A 17,117-nucleotide genomic window follows, 5' to 3' on the forward strand; every position below is an offset into this window, starting at 1 on the left:
TAACCGGTGGGGGTCACACCAACCCCTGAAGTCCCAGCAGGATCAGGCGAACGCCCTGCCCAGCAGGTACACCGCCGGGGCCGCCGCCGTCAGTGGGAGCGCCACACCGGCGGTCATGTGCACGAACTTCGACGGGTAGTCGTAACTCGCCACCCGCAGCCCGATCAGCGCGCAGACGCCCGCACCGAGCCCGATCAACGCCCCGCCCGAACCGACCCCGTTGGCCCCGCCGACCGCGATGCCCGAACCGGCGGCGGCCAGCAGCGCGACCGCGACCGAGGCGATCGTCGGCAGCGGCAGCGCCCGCGCGAACACCGCGACGGCGACCGCGATCCCGCCGACCGTCATGGCCTTGGGGTTCGCCGCCAGGTGCCCGGAGGCGACGACCGCGAGCGCGGCCGTGGTGACCCCGGCGGTCAGGGCGTACATCCGCTCGTCGGCGGGCATCGAGTTGCGCAGGTGCAGGACGAGGGTGAGCAGGACCCAGATGCCGAGCGTGCCCAGGATCGCGGCGGGCGCGTGCAGCCCGTCGACGACCAGGATCGCGACGTCGGCGACGAGCCCGCCGAGGAAGGCGAGCGCGATGCCCTGCCGGGCCGGCCACATGCCGTTCAGCCGGAACCAGCCCGCAGCGGTGACCGCCTGGAGCAGCACCACCGGCACGACCAGCGCGAACTGCCCGAAGACCGCGGCCCCGGCGAGCAGCGCGCCCAGCACCGCCGTGATCAGGGCGGGCTTCATGCCGGGCTCTATGATCGGCGACCGCCCCTCTGCACGGGCCCGCTGGGCGTCGGTGATCCGGGTGTTGCCGCGGGTCGCCGGGGAGCTGTAGGCGGGGGCCGGGGGGATGTCGTACGGGGCGTGGGCCTGCGGGACTCCGGCGGCGGGGGTGTGCTGCTGCTGCGGCGGCTCGGGGTCGGGCTGGGGCTGCTGGACCGGGACCTCGGGCGGAAGGGGCTGGCTGCCGGTCGGCTGGGACCCGTACGCCGAGGAACCGTACGAGGAGTCGTACGAGGACTGGTTCTGCGGCGGCAGATACGCGGTGTCGGCAGCCGCCGAAGCGGGCTGCACCGGCTGGTACTGGGTGTCCCAGGTCTGCCCCTGCCAGGTCTGCGTGGAGTACGGGTCCTGGGCGGGCGCCGGGGCCTGGTGGGGCTGGTCGCCGTAGGAGGGCGCGTACGGGTCCTGCCCGTACTCGCCGGACGGCTGCTGCCCGTATCCCTGCTGGTACGGGTACTGCTCATTGCTGTGGTTGCTCATGGTCTGGGGTTCACCCTCCTGCGAACGGCGGGAGCACCTCGACCGTGCCGCCCTCGGCCAGCCGTACCGTCCCGTGGTCACGAGTGCCGACGGGGTCGCCGTCGATCAGGAACGAGCACCGCATCAGGACCCGCGTCAGCTCCCCCGGATGCCGTTCGCGGACCGCGTCCAGCGCCTCGGCGAGGGTGTCTGCCGCGTACGGCTCCTCGGCGGTGCCCGCGGCGGCCTTGGCCGCCGCCCAAAAGCGGATGGTTCCCGCTGCCACAGCGGCACTCCTCTCAACCCGACCGGCTCGTCAGCTGTCCATCATGGGCCATCCGGCACACCCGCCCGCCCCCACACGGCGATGCGGGCGAGCAGCTCCTTCGCGGCCGCATTCTCCGCGTGCCCCATCCCGGGCTCGATCCACAGCTCCGCGCCCGGGGCCGCGGCGGCGAGCGAGCGCGGGTGGTCGAGGGGGAAATACGGGTCGCGGTCGCCGTGGACGACGAGGAGAGGTGTTTTCGAGAGGTACGGGGCGGCCTCCACCGGTGACAGCGGTACGGGGTCCCAGGCCTCGGTGTGAATCCTCGTACGCAGTCCGGCCCGCCCGACCAGACGCCCGAGCGGACGCGTCACGACCCAGTGGAGGCGTCGCATCGGGGCGGTCCCCCGGTAGAACCAGCGGGCAGGCGCGCTGACCGCGACCACGGCGTCGGCGCCCGCGCCCGAGCGCGCTTCCGTGCGCCCCCTCTGCACCGATGCGTACGGAGATCCGGACAGCGCCCCGTACAGGGCCCCGTGCCGGAGCACGACGGAGCCGCCCATCGAGAACCCCACGGTGATCACGTGGGAGTGCCCCAGCGCTCTCCCCCATGCCACCGCGGCGGCCAGGTCCAGCACTTCCCGGTCTCCCACCGTGGACCGCCCGCCCGACCTCCCGTGCCCCCGGAAGGAGAACGTGATCACGGCTCCGTACTGGGCGAACACCGCTGCGGCACGTTGCAGGGCGGGCCGCTCCAGCGAGCCGGAGAAGCCGTGGGCGAGGACGAAGAGGGGGATCCGGGAGGGGTCCGGAGAGGGGTCCTCGTGGGCTGCGCACCCGGGCTCGTAAAGCGCCTCGATCGCCACGAAATCGTCCGTACGGAGCGTGGTGCGCCGGGTCGCCGGAGTGATCAAGGGAACAGAGGGGGCGCCGGTCATGTGGGCTATTCTGCTGGGCAGAGGACTCGGGCAGCGTTGCCCCCGGGTCCTTTTGTGCTTTCCGGACGACCTAAAAAGCTCGGAAAGAACAGGGCAAGAGAGCAGGAAATCGGGCACGTCGGACCCCGGGGCGCGGGGGCCTTCGGCCTAGTACGTACGAAACAGCAGTACGAAGCAGTGCCGTAAACGTCCTCGCAGGGACCGAGGAGGAACCGACGTTATGGGCGAGCGAACCGTGCACCAACCGGACATGAAGTTGTGGGCAGCAGGTGGGGCCCGATGAGCTCTCTGCTGCTCCTCACCAATGCACTCCAGCCGTCGACGGAGGTGCTCCCCGCCCTCGGCCTGCTGCTGCACAGCGTGCGTGTGGCACCCGCCGAAGGCCCGGCGCTGGTGGACACCCCCGGCGCGGACACCATCCTGATCGACGGCCGCCGCGACCTCCCGCAGGTGCGGTCGCTGTGCCAGCTGCTGCGCTCCACGGGACCCGGCTGCCCGCTGATACTGGTCGTCACCGAGGGCGGCCTGGCCGCCGTCACCGCCGACTGGGGCATCGACGACGTACTCCTGGACACGGCGGGCCCGGCGGAGGTCGAGGCGCGGCTGCGCCTGGCGATGGGCCGCCAGCACCTGGCCGTGGACGACATCCCGACCGAGATCCGCAACGGCGACCTCACGGTGGACGAGGCGACGTACAGCGCGAAGCTCAAGGGCCGGGTGCTGGACCTGACCTTCAAGGAGTTCGAACTCCTCAAGTACCTGGCGCAGCACCCTGGCCGGGTCTTCACGCGGGCGCAGCTCCTCCAGGAGGTGTGGGGCTACGACTACTTCGGCGGTACGCGCACGGTCGACGTCCATGTACGGCGGCTGCGGGCGAAGCTCGGCGTCGAGAACGAGTCCCTGATCGGGACCGTACGGAACGTCGGCTACCGCTTCGTCGTGCCGGAGAAGACGGACAAGGCGGAGAAGCCGGAACCTGCGGAGAAGGTCGCCGGGCGGGAGGCCGAAAAGGCCCGCGCGCGGGCTTCCGCCTCCGTAGCCCGGTCGGCGGAATCACCCGTACCGGAGTAAGTCGGCCCGTTCCTTGGGACGACCGGCCTGTGCCCCGGTCTCTCCGCGTAGACTTCCGCGCGTGGCCAAGGTGACGCGGGACGACGTGGCAAGACTGGCGGGGACTTCGACCGCGGTCGTCAGTTACGTCATCAACAACGGACCCCGGCCGGTCGCCCCGGCCACGCGCGAGCGTGTCCTCGCCGCGATCAAGGAACTGGGCTACCGCCCGGACCGGGTCGCGCAGGCCATGGCGTCCCGGCGGACGGACCTCATAGGAATGATCGTGCCGGACGCCCGGCAGCCGTTCTTCGCCGAGATGACGCATGCGGTGGAGCAGGCGGCCGCCGAGCGCGGAAAGATGGTGCTGGTCGGGAACTCCGACTACCGCAACGAGCGCGAGATCCACTACCTCCGGGCCTTCCTGGGCATGCGGGTCTCCGGCCTCATCCTGGTCAGCCAGGGCATGAGCGAGAGCGCGGCCGCCGAGATCGACGCGTGGGACGCGCGCGTCGTCCTCCTCCACGAACGCCCGGAGGCCATCGACGACGTCGCCGTCGTCACGGACGACATCGGCGGCGCGCAGCTCGCGACGCGGCACCTGCTGGAGCACGGTCACGAGTACGTCGTCTGCTTCGGCGGCGTCGAGTCCACCCCGTCGGTGGGCGACCCGGTCGCCGACCACGTGGAGGGCTGGCGGCGGGCGATGCACGAATCGGGGCGGGCGACGGAGGGGCGGCTCTTCCAGGCTCCCTACGACCGCTATGCCGCGTACGAGGTGGCGCTCGGCCTGCTGTCGGGGCCCTCGCGTCCCCCCGCGATCTTCTGCTCGACGGACGACCAGGCGATCGGTGTGCTGCGGGCGGCGCGGGAGCTGCGTATCGACGTGCCAGGTGACTTGGCGGTGGTCGGCTTCGACGACGTCAAGGAGGCGGCGCTGACGGATCCGCCGCTCACGACGATCTCCTCGGACCGGCCGGCGATGGCCCGCGCGGCGGTCGACCTGGTCCTGGACGACGGCCTCCGGGTGGCCGGATCCCGCCGCGAACGGGTCAAGCAGTTCCCCTCGGCATTGATCATCCGCCGCTCCTGCGGCTGCGGCTGACCCACGCCCCTTTCAGGGGCGCGGGGAACTGCGCGAGCAACCCACCACAAAGCCGCGCGGCGAGCGCTTTAGGTGAAGGGGCGGGACCGGGGCGAAACCCGGGGGTCCGGGGGCGAAGCCCCCGGCAGGAACAGCAACCACCCACCCCGCACCCTTACACCCGCCCCCTTACATCGGGCATACAGGAATCTGCCGGGCTTCTTAACCGGCCCTCAGACAGTTCTCATCCACCGAGCCCAAGCTCATGAACATGACGAACGAGACCCCCCGCCCCAGCGGCGAGCACCCCGAGCACCCCGCACAGGCCCAGTACGCCGGCTTCCCCCCGCCCCCGGCCCACGCCCCCACCGCCCACAAGCGCCGCGCGGGCCGCCCCGTCGCCCTGCTCGCCGCCGTGGCCGTCGTCGCCGCGACCTTCGGCGGCGGCGCGGCGTACCTCACGCAGCGGTACACGGGGGACACGGGCACCGGCGGCAGCCTCGCCGCCCCCGGCAGCAACGTCTCGCAGTCCAGCATGGGCACCGTCTCCGGCGTCGCCCAGGCCGTCGGCCCCGCCATCGTCGAGATCAGCGCCCGGTCCACCGCCGGCCAGTCCACCGGCTCCGGCGTGATCATCACCTCCGACGGCGAGGTCGTCACGAACAACCACGTCATCGCGGGCGCCGACACCGTCAAGGTGAAGATGTCGGACGGCAAGACCTACACCGCCAAGGTCGTCGGCACCGACCCCGACAAGGATCTCGCCCTGCTGAAGATCCAGGGGGCGAAGAACCTCCCCACCGCCAAGCTCGGCAACAGCAAGGACGTCAAGGTCGGCGACCAGGTGGTCGCCATCGGCTCCCCCGAGGGCCTGTCCGGCACCGTCACCAGCGGCATCGTCTCCGCCCTGGACCGCGACGTCACCGTCTCGAAAGAGCAGCCCCAGCAGCAGCGCGGCGGCGGAGGCGGCTGGCCGTTCGAGTTCGGCGGCGAGCAGTTCAACGGCGACACCGGCCAGTCCAAGACCACGTACAAGGCCCTCCAGACGGACGCCTCCCTGAACCCCGGCAACTCCGGCGGCGCCCTGATCAACATGCGCGGCGAGATCATCGGCATCAACTCCGCCATGTACGCCCCGAGTTCGGGCGGCGGCAGCAGCTCCGGCAGCGTGGGTCTCGGCTTCGCGATCCCGGTGGACACGGTCAAGGCCGACCTGGACAGCCTCCGCAAGGGCGGTTCCGGCGACCAGCAGCAGGCCCCCGAGCAGCAGGACCGTCGCGGCGGCGGCCTCATCGGCGGCCTCGGCGTGTAATGCCCGGGCACCCACCCCGTGCAAAGCTGGACGGGCCCCCGCCCGTACCGGAGAAGAAGAGCAGGACTGACGCGACATGACCCCCGCAGGCACGCCCCCCGAGGACCGGACGACCTCCGCCGAGCGCATCCTCGTCGTCGACGACGAGCCCGCCGTGCGGGAGGCGCTCCAGCGCAGTCTGGCCTTCGAGGGGTACGCGACCGAGGTCGCCGTGGACGGCATGGAGGCGCTCACCAAGACCGCCGCCTACGCCCCCGACCTGATCGTCCTGGACATCCAGATGCCCCGGATGGACGGCCTGACGGCGGCCCGCCGCCTGCGCCACGCGGGCGACACCACTCCGATCCTGATGCTGACCGCCCGCGACACGGTCGGCGACCGCGTCTCCGGCCTCGACGCGGGCGCGGACGACTACCTGGTCAAGCCCTTCGAGCTGGACGAACTCTTCGCGCGTGTAAGGGCGTTGCTCCGCCGCAGTTCCTACGCCGCCCAGGCGGGCCTGCCCGAGACCCCCGGCCCCGATCCTGACGTTCTGTCCTTCGAGGACCTGCACATGAACCTGGTCACCCGCGAGGTGACCCGGGGCGAGCGCCACGTCGAGCTGACCCGAACCGAGTTCACCCTCCTGGAGATGTTCCTCGCGCACCCCCGCCAGGTCCTCACCCGCGAGCAGATCCTCAAGTCCGTCTGGGGCTTCGACTTCGAGCCGTCCTCGAACTCCCTCGACGTGTACGTCATGTACCTGCGCCGCAAGACCGAGGCCGCCGGCGAACCCCGCCTGGTGCACACGGTCCGGGGCGTGGGCTACGTCCTGCGGGGCGGAGAGTGAACAGCCCGCTCCGCCGGTACCGCCGTCTCCCCCTCCGTTCCCGGCTCGCCCTGCTCGTCGCCACCGCCGTCGCCCTCGCCGTGGCGGCGGCATCGGTGACCTGCTGGTTCGTCACGCGCGAGGCCCTCGTCAACTCCCTGGACAACGCGCTCAGCAACAGCCGTATGAACGACGGCGACGTCGTCCGCCAGATCGAGATCGACACCCAGGCCGGGCAGGCCCGCTGCCTGCGCCAGCTCCCCAAGCGGGACGCGACCAGCGGGGTGGACCGGACCACCGTCCAGGTCGTCACCAGGACCGGCGAGCAGTGCGTGATCTACGGGCGGCAGTCCGTCGCCGTCGGCCCCGAGGACTACGCCGTGGCCGCCGGGCAGACCACCGAGTCCTCGCACGACGCACTCGCCTCCACCGGCGAGAAGTACCGCGTGTACACCTACCAGCTGAAGGCCTACCCCCACCTCCAGCTCGCCGTCTCCGTCTCCCGCCCCCTCAGCGAGGTCAACGACCCTCTCGACGACCTCGCGCTGATCCTCCTCATCGTCGCCGGGGTCGGCGTCCTCCTCGCGGGCGGCGCCGGACTCTGGGTGGCCCGCAGCGGGTTGCGCCCCGTCGACCGGCTCACCGACGCCGTCGAACACGTCGCCCGCACGGAGGACTTGAGCCTGCGCATCCCGGTGGAGGGCGACGACGAGATCGCCCGCCTCTCCGCCTCCTTCAACGCGATGACCGCCGCGCTCGCCTCCTCCCGCGACCTCCAGGCCCAGCTCATCGCCGACGCCGGCCACGAGCTGCGCACCCCCCTGACCTCTCTCCGCACCAACATCGAACTCCTCGCCCGCAGCGAGGACACCGGCCGCCCGATCCCCCCGGACGACCGCAAGGCACTGCTCGCCTCCGTCAAGGCCCAGATGACCGAACTGGCCTCCCTCATCACGGACTTGCAGGAACTGGCCCGCCCGGAGTCCACCCCCGGCCACGCCTCCCCGAAGGTCGTCGGCTGGCACGACCTGATGCGGACCGCCCTGGAGCGGGCCCGGCTGCGCGGCCCGGAGCTGACCTTCGACGTCGAGCTGGCCCCTTGGTACGTACGGGCCGAACCCCCGGTCCTGGAGCGGGCGTTGGTGAACATCCTCGACAACGCGGTCAAGTTCAGCCCGCCGTCGGGAACGATCTCCGTACGCCTCCACCTCGGCGAACTGACGGTCCGCGACCACGGCCCCGGCATCCCGCCCGCCGACCTCCCGCACGTCTTCGAGCGCTTCTGGCGCTCCCCCTCGGCCCGCGCCCTCCCCGGCTCCGGCCTGGGCCTGTCCATCGTGGCCCGCGCCATCCGCGAGGCGGGCGGCGAGGTAGCCCTGCGCGCCCCGCTGGACGGCGGCCCCGGCACGGAGGCGGTCGTCCGGCTCCCGGGTGCGCCGACGCCGCCGCCGAGCGAGGTTCCGTAAGACCTTCTCGTACGGTCAGGCCACCGCGAGCCGGTCCACCAGGAGTGCGACCCGCTGGTCGGCGTCCTCCGGGGGGAGGCGGCCGGCGCGGGTCAGGGTGGCGAGGCCGTGGAGGGAGGCCCAGAAGGTTTCGGTGAAGAGGCCCGGGGCGATGCCGTCACCGGCGACCTCGCCCAGGGCTTCCAGGAGGGCGGCGAAGGCGTCCTTGAGGGGTTGCGGGGTGTCCTCGCGGGCGTAGGCCAGGCCGCCGTCGAGCTGGAAGAGGGCGTCGTAGACCGCCGGGTTGCGGGCGGCGAAGTCGAGGTAGGCGTGGGCGAGGGCCGCGACGCGCTGGCGGGGGCTGTGGGCGGCGGCGGTCGCGGACCGTACCGCCACCGCCATCTCCGAGGCGCCTTCGAGGGCGACCGCGCCGATGATCTCGCGCTTGCCCTTGAAGTGGCTGTAGAGGACGGGCTGGCTGTATTCGATGCGCTCGGCGAGCCGCCGGGTGGTGACCGCGTCCCAGCCCTGCTGCTCGGCGAGTTGACGGGCGGTGGCGACGATGAGGCGTTCGCGGTCCGCCCGTTCGCGCTGCTTGCGTTCCTGTACCGACATAACTGAACCCTAGCACTGCTAGACAAACGAGCGACAGTAGGTCTAGCGTTGCCACATCACCTAGCAACGCTAGATCCGTGAAGGGGTCGTCATGCTTGATGCACTTCAGGTCGTCACCACCGTGCTCGTCGGACTGATGGTGGGGGTGGAGTTCTCCGTCGCCTTCGTCATGAACCCGATCTTCAGCTCGCTGCCGGAGGACGCCGACCAGCAGGCCCGCAGCAAGGGCGGCCGGATGCTCGGGGCGCTGATGCCCTTCTGGTACATCGGCTCGCTCGTCCTCGCCGCGCTCTGGGCGATCGCCGCGTGGGGGACGGCCGGCACCGGGCTGGTGGTCACGGCCGCCGGGCTGCTGATCCTGAGCGTGGTCATGTCGATCCTGCTGCTCGTCCCGATCAACAACCAGGGCAAGAAGTGGACGCCGGAGAACCGGCCCGCCGACTGGAAGCAGCAGATGAACCGCTGGGACCGGTACCACTACGTCCGCGTGGCCGTGATCATCGCCGCCTTCACGCTTCTCGTCGTCGCCCTCGTCTGAGCCCGAGCACCGCGCAGCCCATCCACTTTCCGGAACTCCCAGAGAGCAGGACCGCAATGCTGAGGAAGATCAACACCGTTCTGGCCACCGCCTTCGTCCTCTTCATCCTCTGGTTCGGGAGCGAGTTCATCCTGACCCCGGCAGCCACCGCACCCACCTTCGGGCTGCCGACCTGGCCGTCCGGCGACGGCGGCGGCTTCCTGGTCGTCAAGGGGGTCCGCGACGTCGTGATGGGCCTGACCCTGGGCGCGCTGCTGGTGACCGGCAACCGCCGGGCGCTGGGGTGGGCGCTGCTGGTGGGGGCCCTGGCCGCGTTCGGCGACATGGGCAACGTGCTGGCGCACCACGGCGACACCGTCGTCGCGTTCAGCGTGCACGGGCTGACGGCGGTACTGATGGTGGTCACCGGGCTGATGTTCCTGCGCGAGACGCGCAGCTCGGCGGCCGACGCCCGGGTGGGCGTGCGGGCCACGGCCTGACGCCGGGTGGATCGTTCCGGGGCCGCGCCCCCGGCCATTACCTCGTACGTAATCGACCTTGCTCCGCCGCTGCGGCAGCCTGAGACACGTCGACGGGATCCCGACCGGGATCCCGTCCCCATGAGGCCCGACCGAGGAGCGATCGTGACCGTCAACTCCCCCGAGAAAACCACGACTTCGACCGCCGAGACCACCCGGCACATCGTCCAGGAGTTCCTGACCGCCCGGCTGGCCGGGGACGAGGACCGGATGGTCGAGCTCTTCGCGGACAAGGTCGACTGGCTGCTGGCCGAGAACCCCGCCGCCCGGTGGATCCGCCCGCGCTCGACCGGCGCCGAATGCGCAGCACAGGCAAGGGAGTTGGCGGAGTACACCGTGCCGGAGGACAGCAAGGCCACGCTCGACGCGTTCCTGGTCGACGGCACGGACGCCGTCCTCACGGGGCACCTGTCGGGGACCGTACGGGCGACGGGCAAGTCCTTCCAGGGGCCCTTCGCTCTGCGGCTCACGGTCGAGGACGGCCGGATCACCCGGCACCACCTCTACGAGCACAGCCTCTCGATCGCGGAGGCGTGCACCCCCACTCCCTGATTGATCCGGACGGAGGGGTGAAGGGGACGACCGTGGCACTGCACGTGCACGTCGCCGACGTCGACGCACTGGCCAAGCGCGCGGAGGCAGCGGGGGCGGAGATCCTCCAGCAGCCGACGGACATGTTCCACGGCGACCGGACCTTCATGGCGAAGGACCCGGAGGGCCATGTGTGGGTGTTCCTGACCCACCTGGAGGACGTGTCGGAGGAGGAGCTGCTCAAGCGGATGGCCGAGCAGTAGGAGCCCCCTACCTGCGCTTACGCCCCCGGCGCGTCCGGCGAGGGCCGCCTTCCCGCCCCAGCTTGGCCCGCATTTCCCGGCGGATACGGGCGGCCTTGCCCCGTACGACCTCCGGCGAGGGACCGCACTCCCGCACGGGTTCGGTGCTCCGGCAGGGGCGGCACAGGCCGCCGGGCAGCTCTTCGGGCCGACCGACCGCCCCGCAGCCGAGGCATTCGGCCATGGGCGTGCCGAGGGGGGTCGGAGGCAGTTCCGGGGGCAGCTTGGCGAGCAGGCGGGACTGCACGAAGCCGAAGGGGTGGGTGACGCGGTCGGCAGCAACAGGGTAAGGGCGTAGGTGAGTTGGGTTTCGCTCGCCCCGCGCCGGAACCACTCCCCCGCCAGCTCGGCCAGCGCGTAGCACTCGCTCTCGGAGAGCGCCAACTGCGGCTCGCGCCGCCCGATCCGGGCCAGCGCCCGGAAGCCCCGGCCCTCGTGGCCGCCGCTGCGGTCAAACTCACCGCCGATGCGGCGGCGGACCAAGTGATGGCGGGGTTGCTGGTCGGGAGCCTCGCGCCTGCCGAAGCCGGGGGTGGCCATGGGGTGGGCGGGGGCGTGAATGGCTGTGGGGTGGGCGGGGGCGTGGACGCCCGGGGAACGTACGCAACGTACGCAGAAAGACCTGAGTCCCGTGTGGCGGGAGGTGAGTACACGTACCCATGCCACGAGCACATCCCCGGCCGGAACATGAGGTGACCGACCACCACACCTGCCGGGAGAACCTCATGTTCGCGCGCAAGCTTTTCCGCCTCGCCGTCGCCAACCCCCTCTCCGCCGCCTACCTGGGCGTCGTCGGAGCCGTCGTTCTGTTCGAGGTGGTCGCCGCCCTCGTCGGAGGGGGTCATGACATGGCGGGGATCTGGGTGGGCATGGTGACCATGCCCGCGTCCTTGCCCCTCGTGATGTTCGCGGTCAACGAGACCGGGGAGCCGAACCTGGCGCTCTACGGCGTCGGCCTCGTCGTCGGCGTCGGACTCCAGTCACTGGCCATGGGTCTGCTCTGGAAGCTGGTGCGCAGTGACCGCGCACGTGGCGGCCGACCCCTCCACAGCTGAACGGTCCCGGCGGCCCGTCCCCGTGGGGCGCATTTAATGGCGGGCGGCCGAACTGCCCGGTACAGCAGACTCCTTGCATGGACGCACCGATCGCCCCGCTGATCCTCTTCGACGACGACCACTACATGTACGTACTCAAGGACCGTGCCTCCGCCGAGGCGTGGTGGGAGATGCCGGACGAGTACGGGTGCGGCTTCGACGCGCTGGCGCGTCCCCTGCGGATGACGGGCGAGCCGCTCCGGGTGTCCGTCGAGCTCACCGGCGAGGGGCCCGCCGAGGGCGAGTTGCGCCGCCTTGTCGCCGGTCATTACGAGCGGTTCCTGAACGGGCGGACGCCGCCCGACGCGACCGGACTCGCGGAGTTCGTGGCGGAGTTGCCGGTGGAGTGCCAGTAGGGTGCGCGGACCTGCCGCCCGGGGCCGCGCGTGGACCAACCGATCCCCTGCCCGCCGGCCAGGTCCTCACCTCGCGCCGGGCGACCCGCCCCTCCGACTCCGACTCCGGCCGGAGGGGCCGCGCCCACCTGGAACTAGTAGCCGGTCGCGCCGTCGAGCAGCTCGCGCAGGATGTCCAGGTGGCCGTTGTGTCGGGCCGTCTCCTCGACCAGGTGGTGCAGGATCCAGCGCAGGTCGACGGGGACACCGTCGCGGATGGTGCGCTGGGCCTTTGTGTCCAGGTCGCTTCCGGCGACCAACTCGCGGTACCGGGCGCTCTGCTCCTCGTACTCGTCGAGCAGCTGCGCGATCGGGAAGTCGACGGCGATGCGCATCTCGCGGTCGGGGTCCTCGTCCGTCATGGGGGCCAGGTCCTCCTCGCCGAGGAAGATCACCTGGAACCAGTAGTACTCGACCCAGCGGAGGTGGTTGATCAGCCCGCTCATGGTCATCAGCGGGGAGCCCGGCAGGAGGGCCTTGCGCGCGTTCTCCTCAAAGACGCCCTCGCACTTGGCGCGGGCGGTGCCGCGTGCGTAGTCGAGGAACGTGGTGAGCTGCGTGCGGTCGTCCCACGCGGGCGGCGTGTCATTGATTCTGGTCGTCGTCATCGCGCGAAGCATCCATGATCGGCACGGCCCGTGTCGAGGCATTTCCCGGAGGGCCCCTGTCGCCCCCACCCGCCCCCGGCCGCGAGACGCAGCGTCTTGCGGGGGCGGCCGGGGCGAGTTACGCTCACGCCATCGAAACGAGACGCAGCGTCTCGCGACGATACGTCACTCGTCCCCTGCGGAAGGCCACCCACTTGTTCCCAGTCACCGGCACCACCCCCGCCACCACCGCCTCCCAGCTCGCCCTCCTCGACGTCACCAAGCGGTATGGGGACCGCACCGTCCTCGACCGGGTGTCCCTCACCGTCCGCCCCGGCGAGAAGGTCGGCGTCGTCGGCGACAACGGGGCCGGCAAGTCGACCCTGCTCCGGCTCGTCGCCTCGCGCGAGCTGCCCGACAACGGCAGCCTCACCGTCACCGCCCCCGGCGGCATCGGGTACCTCGCCCAGACCCTTGACCTGCCCGGCACCGCCCTCGTCGGCGACGCGATCGACCTCGCGCTGCGTGACGTACGGGAGTTGGAGCGGGCGCTCCGGACGACCGAGGACATGGAGGTGTACGGGGACCTGCTCGCCGCATTCGAGGCGCGCGGCGGGTACGAGGCCGACCGGCTGGTCGACACCGCCCTCCACCACCTCGGCGAGCGGGAGGCCCTGGACCGCGCCCGCCCCCTGGGCACCCTGTCCGGCGGGCAGCGCTCCCGGCTCGCGCTCGCGGCCACCCTCGTCTCCTCCCCCGAACTGCTGCTCCTCGACGAGCCGACCAATGATCTGGACGATGCGGCCGTGGACTGGCTCGAAGGCCGGTTGCGGGCGCATCGGGGGACCGTCGTCGCCGTGACGCACGACCGGGCGTTCCTGGAGCGGGTCACCGGGACCGTGCTGGAAGTGGATGCGGATCTGCGGACCGTCCATCGTCATGGGAACGGGTACGCCGGGTATCTCGCCGCGAAGGCTGCGGCGCGGGCGCGCTGGGCGCGTCAACACGAGGAGTGGAAAAAGGAGTTGGCCCGGCAGTCCGCCCTCGCCTCCACCCACGCCACTCACCTCCACGCCATCCCCCGCAAGGTCCCCCGCGGCTTCAGCGGGGCCGGGGCCTTCCGGGCGAGGTCGCGGGCGCACGGGGCGATGGGGCGGATCCGCAACGCACAGGAACGGCTTCAACGGCTCACCGCCAACCCGGTGCCGCCACCCCCGGAGCCACTAGCCTTCACGGGGCGCATAGAGGGGCAACTCGCCTCCACAAACGTTGAGTTGAGCGACGTACGCGTACGAGGACGGCTGGCCATCGACGCGCTCACGGTCGGGCCGGGGGCGCGGCTGCTGGTGACCGGGCCCAACGGGGCGGGGAAGTCGACCCTGCTGGAGCTGCTGGCGGGAGGCGTCGACCCCGACTCCGGGACCGTGGTCCGTCCCGGCCGGGTCGGCATCCTGCGGCAGAACACCCCATACGCCGTCACCCGCGACCAGCGGACCGTACGGGCCGCGCAGGGCGAGGAGCGAGCCCAACTCCTCGTACGGTACGGGCTGTTCAGGGAGAGCGACCTGGACACGCCCACTTCCGCACTCTCCACCGGGCAGCGGCGCAAGCTGGAGCTGGCGGCTTTGCTCGACGGGCCGTACGACCTGCTCCTCCTCGACGAGCCGACCAACCACCTCTCCCCCGCCCTGGTCGAGGAGCTGGAGGCCGCGCTCGCCTCCTTCCCCGGGACGCTCGTCGTCGCCACCCACGACCGGCGGCTGCGCGCGGGCTTCGCGGGCGGCGAGCGGCTGGAGCTGGATCCGTACCGGTCTTGAGGCCGTGGGCGGCCCGTGGCAGGGTCGGGCCGCATGATCGACGACACCGCGAAGAACCTCCTGCACGGGCGCCTGCGCCGGGACCGCCAGGCGCTGCTCTGGAAGCTCGACGGCCTGTCCGAGTACGACGCCCGCCGCCCGCTGACCGCGACCGGCACCAACCTCCTCGGCCTGGTCAAGCACGTGGCCACCGTCGAGGCCCGGTACTTCGGCGAGGTCTTCGGCCGCCCGTCCCCGGAACCGCTGCCCCGGTGGCAGGACTCCGACGGCAGCGACCACTGGGCGGCCGAGGACGAGAGCCTGGATGAGGTCGTGGCCTTCTACCGGCGTACGTGGGAGCACGCGGACGCGACGATCGACGCGCTGCCGCTGGACGCTCCCGGTCATGTGCCGTGGTGGCGGGAGCCCGCCCCGAACACGACCCTGTTCGCCGTCTTCGTCCACGTCCTGGGCGAGACCGTCCGGCATGCGGGACATGCCGACATCCTGCGCGAGAGCGTCGACGGGAGGACCGGAGTGCGGGCCGAGAACGAGCAGTTGGTGGACGAGGAGGCCCGCGCGGCCCTGCGCGCGAGGATCGAGCGGGCCGCGGCCGGATCGCTGATGTCGTAGCGGCGGACGCGGATACGCGAGAGGGGCGGCACCCGGGGAATCCCGGCTGCCGCCCCTTCACGTGCCCCTGTGCGGGCACGTACCCCTGTGCGGGACTACTTCACGATCGTGATCCGGTCCGTGGCCGGCGGTGCGATCGGCTTGGCGGCGCTGGAGTTCGCGGCCAGGTAGGCGTTGAAGACGTCCAGGTCGGAGGCCGCGTTGAGCTTGTTCTTGCCGAGGGCGAGGGCGGGGAAGTTGTCGCCGCCGCCGGCCAGGAACTCGTTCATCGCGACGCGGTAGGTCTTGGCGGGGTCGATGGCCTCGCCGTTGAGCTTGATGGTCGCGGCGTCGATGCGGTCGGCGCCCTTCTTGGTCAGGTCCAGGGTGTACGTGAGGCCCTTGGAGATCTGGAGGATCTTCGGGGAGGCCTCGTTACCGCCGCTGACCTGCTGCTTCAGCGCGGCGATGAGGTCGGCGCCGGTCAGGTCGACGACGTTCATCAGGTTGGTGAAGGGCTGGACGGTGAAGGCCTCGCCGTAGGTGACGACGCCGTCCCCTTCCGCGCCGGACGCCTTGTAGACCAGGTCGGAGCGGATGCCGCCGGGGTTCATCAGGGCGAGCTGCGCACCGCCCTTGTCGGCGGCGGACAGGCCCTGCTGCTGGGCGTCGGCGATGAGGTTGCCGAGCGGCTTCTCCATCGCGGGGGAACCGCGGCCTTCGATGTCGGCGGAGATGTAGCCCTGGGGGCGGTTGGCGATCGGCGCGGCGAGGACGTTCCAGCGCGCGATCAGGTCCCGCATGTCCGAGCCCAGCTTCTCCCGCTCGGGCTGGTCACGGGTGACGATGTGGTTGCGCGAGCTCGGCGCCTTGGCGGCCGTACGGACGATGTCCTTGGTACGGCGGTCGTAGGTGAGCGTCGTCTCCGTGTAGACCTTGCCGAAGGAGGCGGCGGAGGTCACCAGGCGGGGGTTGCCCGCCGGGTCGGGGATGGTGCAGACGTAACTCTGGTGGGTGTGGCCGGTGACCAGCGCGTCGACCTTGGGGCTGATGCCCTTGGCGATGTCCTTGATCGGACCCGAGATGCCGTCGCCGGGGCCGGGGCTGTCGCAGTTGTAGTCGTACGTGGAGGAGGCGGGGGCGCCGCCCTCGTGGATGAGCGCGACGATGGACTTCACGCCCTGCCGGTCGAGCTCCTTGGCGTACTTGTTGACCGTCTCGATCTCGTCGTGGAACTTCAGGCCCTTGACGCCGGCCGCCGTGACGATGCCCGGGGTGTTCTCCAGCGTGACGCCGATGAAGCCGATCTTGACGCCGTTCTTCTTCCACACCGTGTACGGCTTGAGCAGCGTCTTGCCGGACTTCTCCTTGGTGACGTTCGCGGAGAGGTACGGGAAGTCGGCGCCCTTGAACTTCTTGGGCTTGCCCTTCTTGTCCTTCTCGTAGCACCCCTCGGTGGGGTGGCAGCCACCGTTCTGGATGCGCAGCAGCTCCGCCGAGCCCTCGTCGAACTCGTGGTTGCCGACGCTCGTCACGTCGAGCTTCATCTTGTTGAGCGCCTCGACGGTGGGCTCGTCGTGGAAGAGCCCCGACAGCATCGGGCTGCCGCCGATCATGTCGCCCGCGGCGGCCGTGACCGAGTACGCCTTGCCCTGCCGGGCCTTGCGCAGGCTCGTCGCCAGGTGCTCGACACCGCCGGCGTCGACGATGCCGACCTTGCCCGAGGAACCGGCCGGGGGCTCCAGGTTGCCGTGCAGGTCGTTGAAGGAGAGGAGCTGCACGTCGACGGTGCGCGGGCCACCGGGCCCGTGACCGCCGTGACCGTGACCGCCGTGCCCCTGCGCGGACGCGGGCATCGCGGCGACGAGGGCACCGGCGGTGGTGAGACCGGCCGCGGCGAAGAGGAACCGCCGGGCGGCGCGGTTCTGCCGGGCAGGACGGGGCGGACGAGGGTTCGCTGACATCTGTCCCCTTGTGAGTTCAGCGTG

General features: G+C 71.3%; 19 protein-coding genes and 1 pseudogene. 13 read left to right on the plus strand and 7 right to left on the minus strand.

The annotated features are described in order from the left end of the window. Positions 1-42 precede the first annotated feature (42 nt). Genes IE269_RS08965 through IE269_RS08975 form a run of 3 tightly spaced genes read right to left on the minus strand, consistent with a single transcriptional unit; the run spans position 43 to position 2,442 of the window. A complete protein-coding gene (locus IE269_RS08965; RefSeq protein WP_189822278.1) occupies positions 43-1,260 on the minus strand; it encodes a hypothetical protein in 1,218 nt (405 codons plus the stop codon). A 10-nt stretch (positions 1,261-1,270) separates the two neighbouring features. After that, positions 1,271-1,525 carry a MoaD/ThiS family protein gene (locus IE269_RS08970; RefSeq protein WP_189822279.1) on the minus strand — a complete coding sequence of 85 codons (255 nt, stop codon included), beginning with the start codon at positions 1,523-1,525 and terminating at the stop codon, positions 1,271-1,273. A 41-nt stretch (positions 1,526-1,566) separates the two neighbouring features. Next, the gene (locus IE269_RS08975) at positions 1,567-2,442 is read right to left on the minus strand and encodes an alpha/beta hydrolase (protein WP_189822280.1); all 876 of its coding nucleotides are present in this window, start codon (positions 2,440-2,442) and stop codon (positions 1,567-1,569) included. Between the two features lie 279 nt (positions 2,443-2,721). Here IE269_RS08975 and IE269_RS08980 point away from each other — a divergent pair, with 279 nt between their 5' ends. The 5 genes from IE269_RS08980 (at position 2,722) to IE269_RS09000 (ending at position 8,162) form a co-directional block, all read left to right on the plus strand. Further along, a complete protein-coding gene (locus IE269_RS08980) occupies positions 2,722-3,513 on the plus strand; it encodes a winged helix-turn-helix transcriptional regulator (RefSeq protein ID WP_189822281.1) in 792 nt (263 codons plus the stop codon). Positions 3,514-3,574: 61 nt separating this feature from the next. Continuing rightward, positions 3,575-4,597, plus strand: coding sequence for a LacI family DNA-binding transcriptional regulator (locus IE269_RS08985; RefSeq protein WP_189822282.1), 1,023 nt, complete (start codon positions 3,575-3,577; stop codon positions 4,595-4,597). A 244-nt stretch (positions 4,598-4,841) separates the two neighbouring features. Then, a complete protein-coding gene (locus IE269_RS08990) occupies positions 4,842-5,888 on the plus strand; it encodes a S1C family serine protease (protein WP_189822283.1) in 1,047 nt (348 codons plus the stop codon). Positions 5,889-5,964: 76 nt separating this feature from the next. After that, a complete protein-coding gene (locus IE269_RS08995; RefSeq protein ID WP_189822284.1) occupies positions 5,965-6,717 on the plus strand; it encodes a response regulator transcription factor in 753 nt (250 codons plus the stop codon). After that, the gene (locus IE269_RS09000) at positions 6,714-8,162 is read left to right on the plus strand and encodes a HAMP domain-containing sensor histidine kinase (protein ID WP_189822285.1); all 1,449 of its coding nucleotides are present in this window, start codon (positions 6,714-6,716) and stop codon (positions 8,160-8,162) included. The genes IE269_RS08995 and IE269_RS09000 overlap by 4 nt, the downstream gene beginning before the upstream one ends. A gap of 15 nt (positions 8,163-8,177) precedes the next feature. Here the strand turns inward: IE269_RS09000 and IE269_RS09005 are convergent, their stop codons facing one another. Continuing rightward, complete coding sequence (locus IE269_RS09005; RefSeq protein ID WP_189822286.1) at positions 8,178-8,756, minus strand: TetR/AcrR family transcriptional regulator; 579 nt, start codon at positions 8,754-8,756, stop codon at positions 8,178-8,180. A gap of 91 nt (positions 8,757-8,847) precedes the next feature. On the opposite strand from IE269_RS09005, the gene IE269_RS09010 reads away from it, so the two are divergent. From IE269_RS09010 to IE269_RS43025, 4 genes and pseudogenes are all read left to right on the plus strand, one after another. Next, complete coding sequence (locus IE269_RS09010; RefSeq protein ID WP_189822287.1) at positions 8,848-9,294, plus strand: anthrone oxygenase family protein; 447 nt, start codon at positions 8,848-8,850, stop codon at positions 9,292-9,294. Positions 9,295-9,350: 56 nt separating this feature from the next. Next, a complete protein-coding gene (locus IE269_RS09015) occupies positions 9,351-9,773 on the plus strand; it encodes a DUF4267 domain-containing protein (RefSeq protein WP_189822288.1) in 423 nt (140 codons plus the stop codon). A 144-nt stretch (positions 9,774-9,917) separates the two neighbouring features. Then, positions 9,918-10,364: a nuclear transport factor 2 family protein gene (locus IE269_RS43020; protein ID WP_229897500.1), complete on the plus strand. Its 447-nt coding sequence runs from the start codon at positions 9,918-9,920 to the stop codon at positions 10,362-10,364. Then, a pseudogene (locus IE269_RS43025) lies at positions 10,334-10,606 on the plus strand (VOC family protein); the annotation flags it as partial. The gene IE269_RS43020 and the pseudogene IE269_RS43025, both read left to right, overlap by 31 nt. A 7-nt stretch (positions 10,607-10,613) precedes the next feature. On the opposite strand, the gene IE269_RS09025 reads toward IE269_RS43025, so the two are convergent. Further along, positions 10,614-10,892, minus strand: a complete 279-nt coding sequence (locus tag IE269_RS09025) for a hypothetical protein (RefSeq protein WP_189822290.1) — start codon at positions 10,890-10,892, stop codon at positions 10,614-10,616. A gap of 445 nt (positions 10,893-11,337) precedes the next feature. On the opposite strand from IE269_RS09025, the gene IE269_RS09030 reads away from it, so the two are divergent. Together IE269_RS09030 and IE269_RS09035 are read left to right on the plus strand one after the other, a co-directional pair. Continuing rightward, on the plus strand, positions 11,338-11,700 hold the full coding sequence (locus tag IE269_RS09030; protein ID WP_189822291.1) for an SCO4225 family membrane protein: 363 nt from the start codon (positions 11,338-11,340) through the stop codon (positions 11,698-11,700). Between the two features lie 77 nt (positions 11,701-11,777). Beyond that, entirely contained in the window at positions 11,778-12,095 is a 318-nt protein-coding gene (locus IE269_RS09035) for a hypothetical protein (protein WP_189822292.1), read from the plus strand. A 134-nt stretch (positions 12,096-12,229) separates the two neighbouring features. Here IE269_RS09035 and IE269_RS09040 read toward each other — a convergent pair whose 3' ends face one another. Then, on the minus strand, positions 12,230-12,742 hold the full coding sequence (locus IE269_RS09040; RefSeq protein WP_189822293.1) for a DinB family protein: 513 nt from the start codon (positions 12,740-12,742) through the stop codon (positions 12,230-12,232). Positions 12,743-12,936: 194 nt separating this feature from the next. On the opposite strand from IE269_RS09040, the gene IE269_RS09045 reads away from it, so the two are divergent. Further along, entirely contained in the window at positions 12,937-14,538 is a 1,602-nt protein-coding gene (locus IE269_RS09045) for an ABC-F family ATP-binding cassette domain-containing protein (protein WP_229897501.1), read from the plus strand. A gap of 33 nt (positions 14,539-14,571) precedes the next feature. Then, positions 14,572-15,150, plus strand: coding sequence for a DinB family protein (locus tag IE269_RS09050; protein ID WP_189822295.1), 579 nt, complete (start codon positions 14,572-14,574; stop codon positions 15,148-15,150). A gap of 95 nt (positions 15,151-15,245) precedes the next feature. On the opposite strand, the gene IE269_RS09055 is transcribed toward IE269_RS09050, so the two are convergent. Further along, positions 15,246-17,093: a bifunctional metallophosphatase/5'-nucleotidase gene (locus IE269_RS09055; protein ID WP_189822296.1), complete on the minus strand. Its 1,848-nt coding sequence runs from the start codon at positions 17,091-17,093 to the stop codon at positions 15,246-15,248. Between the last annotated feature and the right edge of the window lie 24 nt (positions 17,094-17,117).

The sequence above is a fragment of the Streptomyces spiroverticillatus genome, from assembly GCA_014650415.1.
In the GTDB taxonomy this organism is placed as follows: domain Bacteria; phylum Actinomycetota; class Actinomycetes; order Streptomycetales; family Streptomycetaceae; genus Streptomyces; species Streptomyces spiroverticillatus.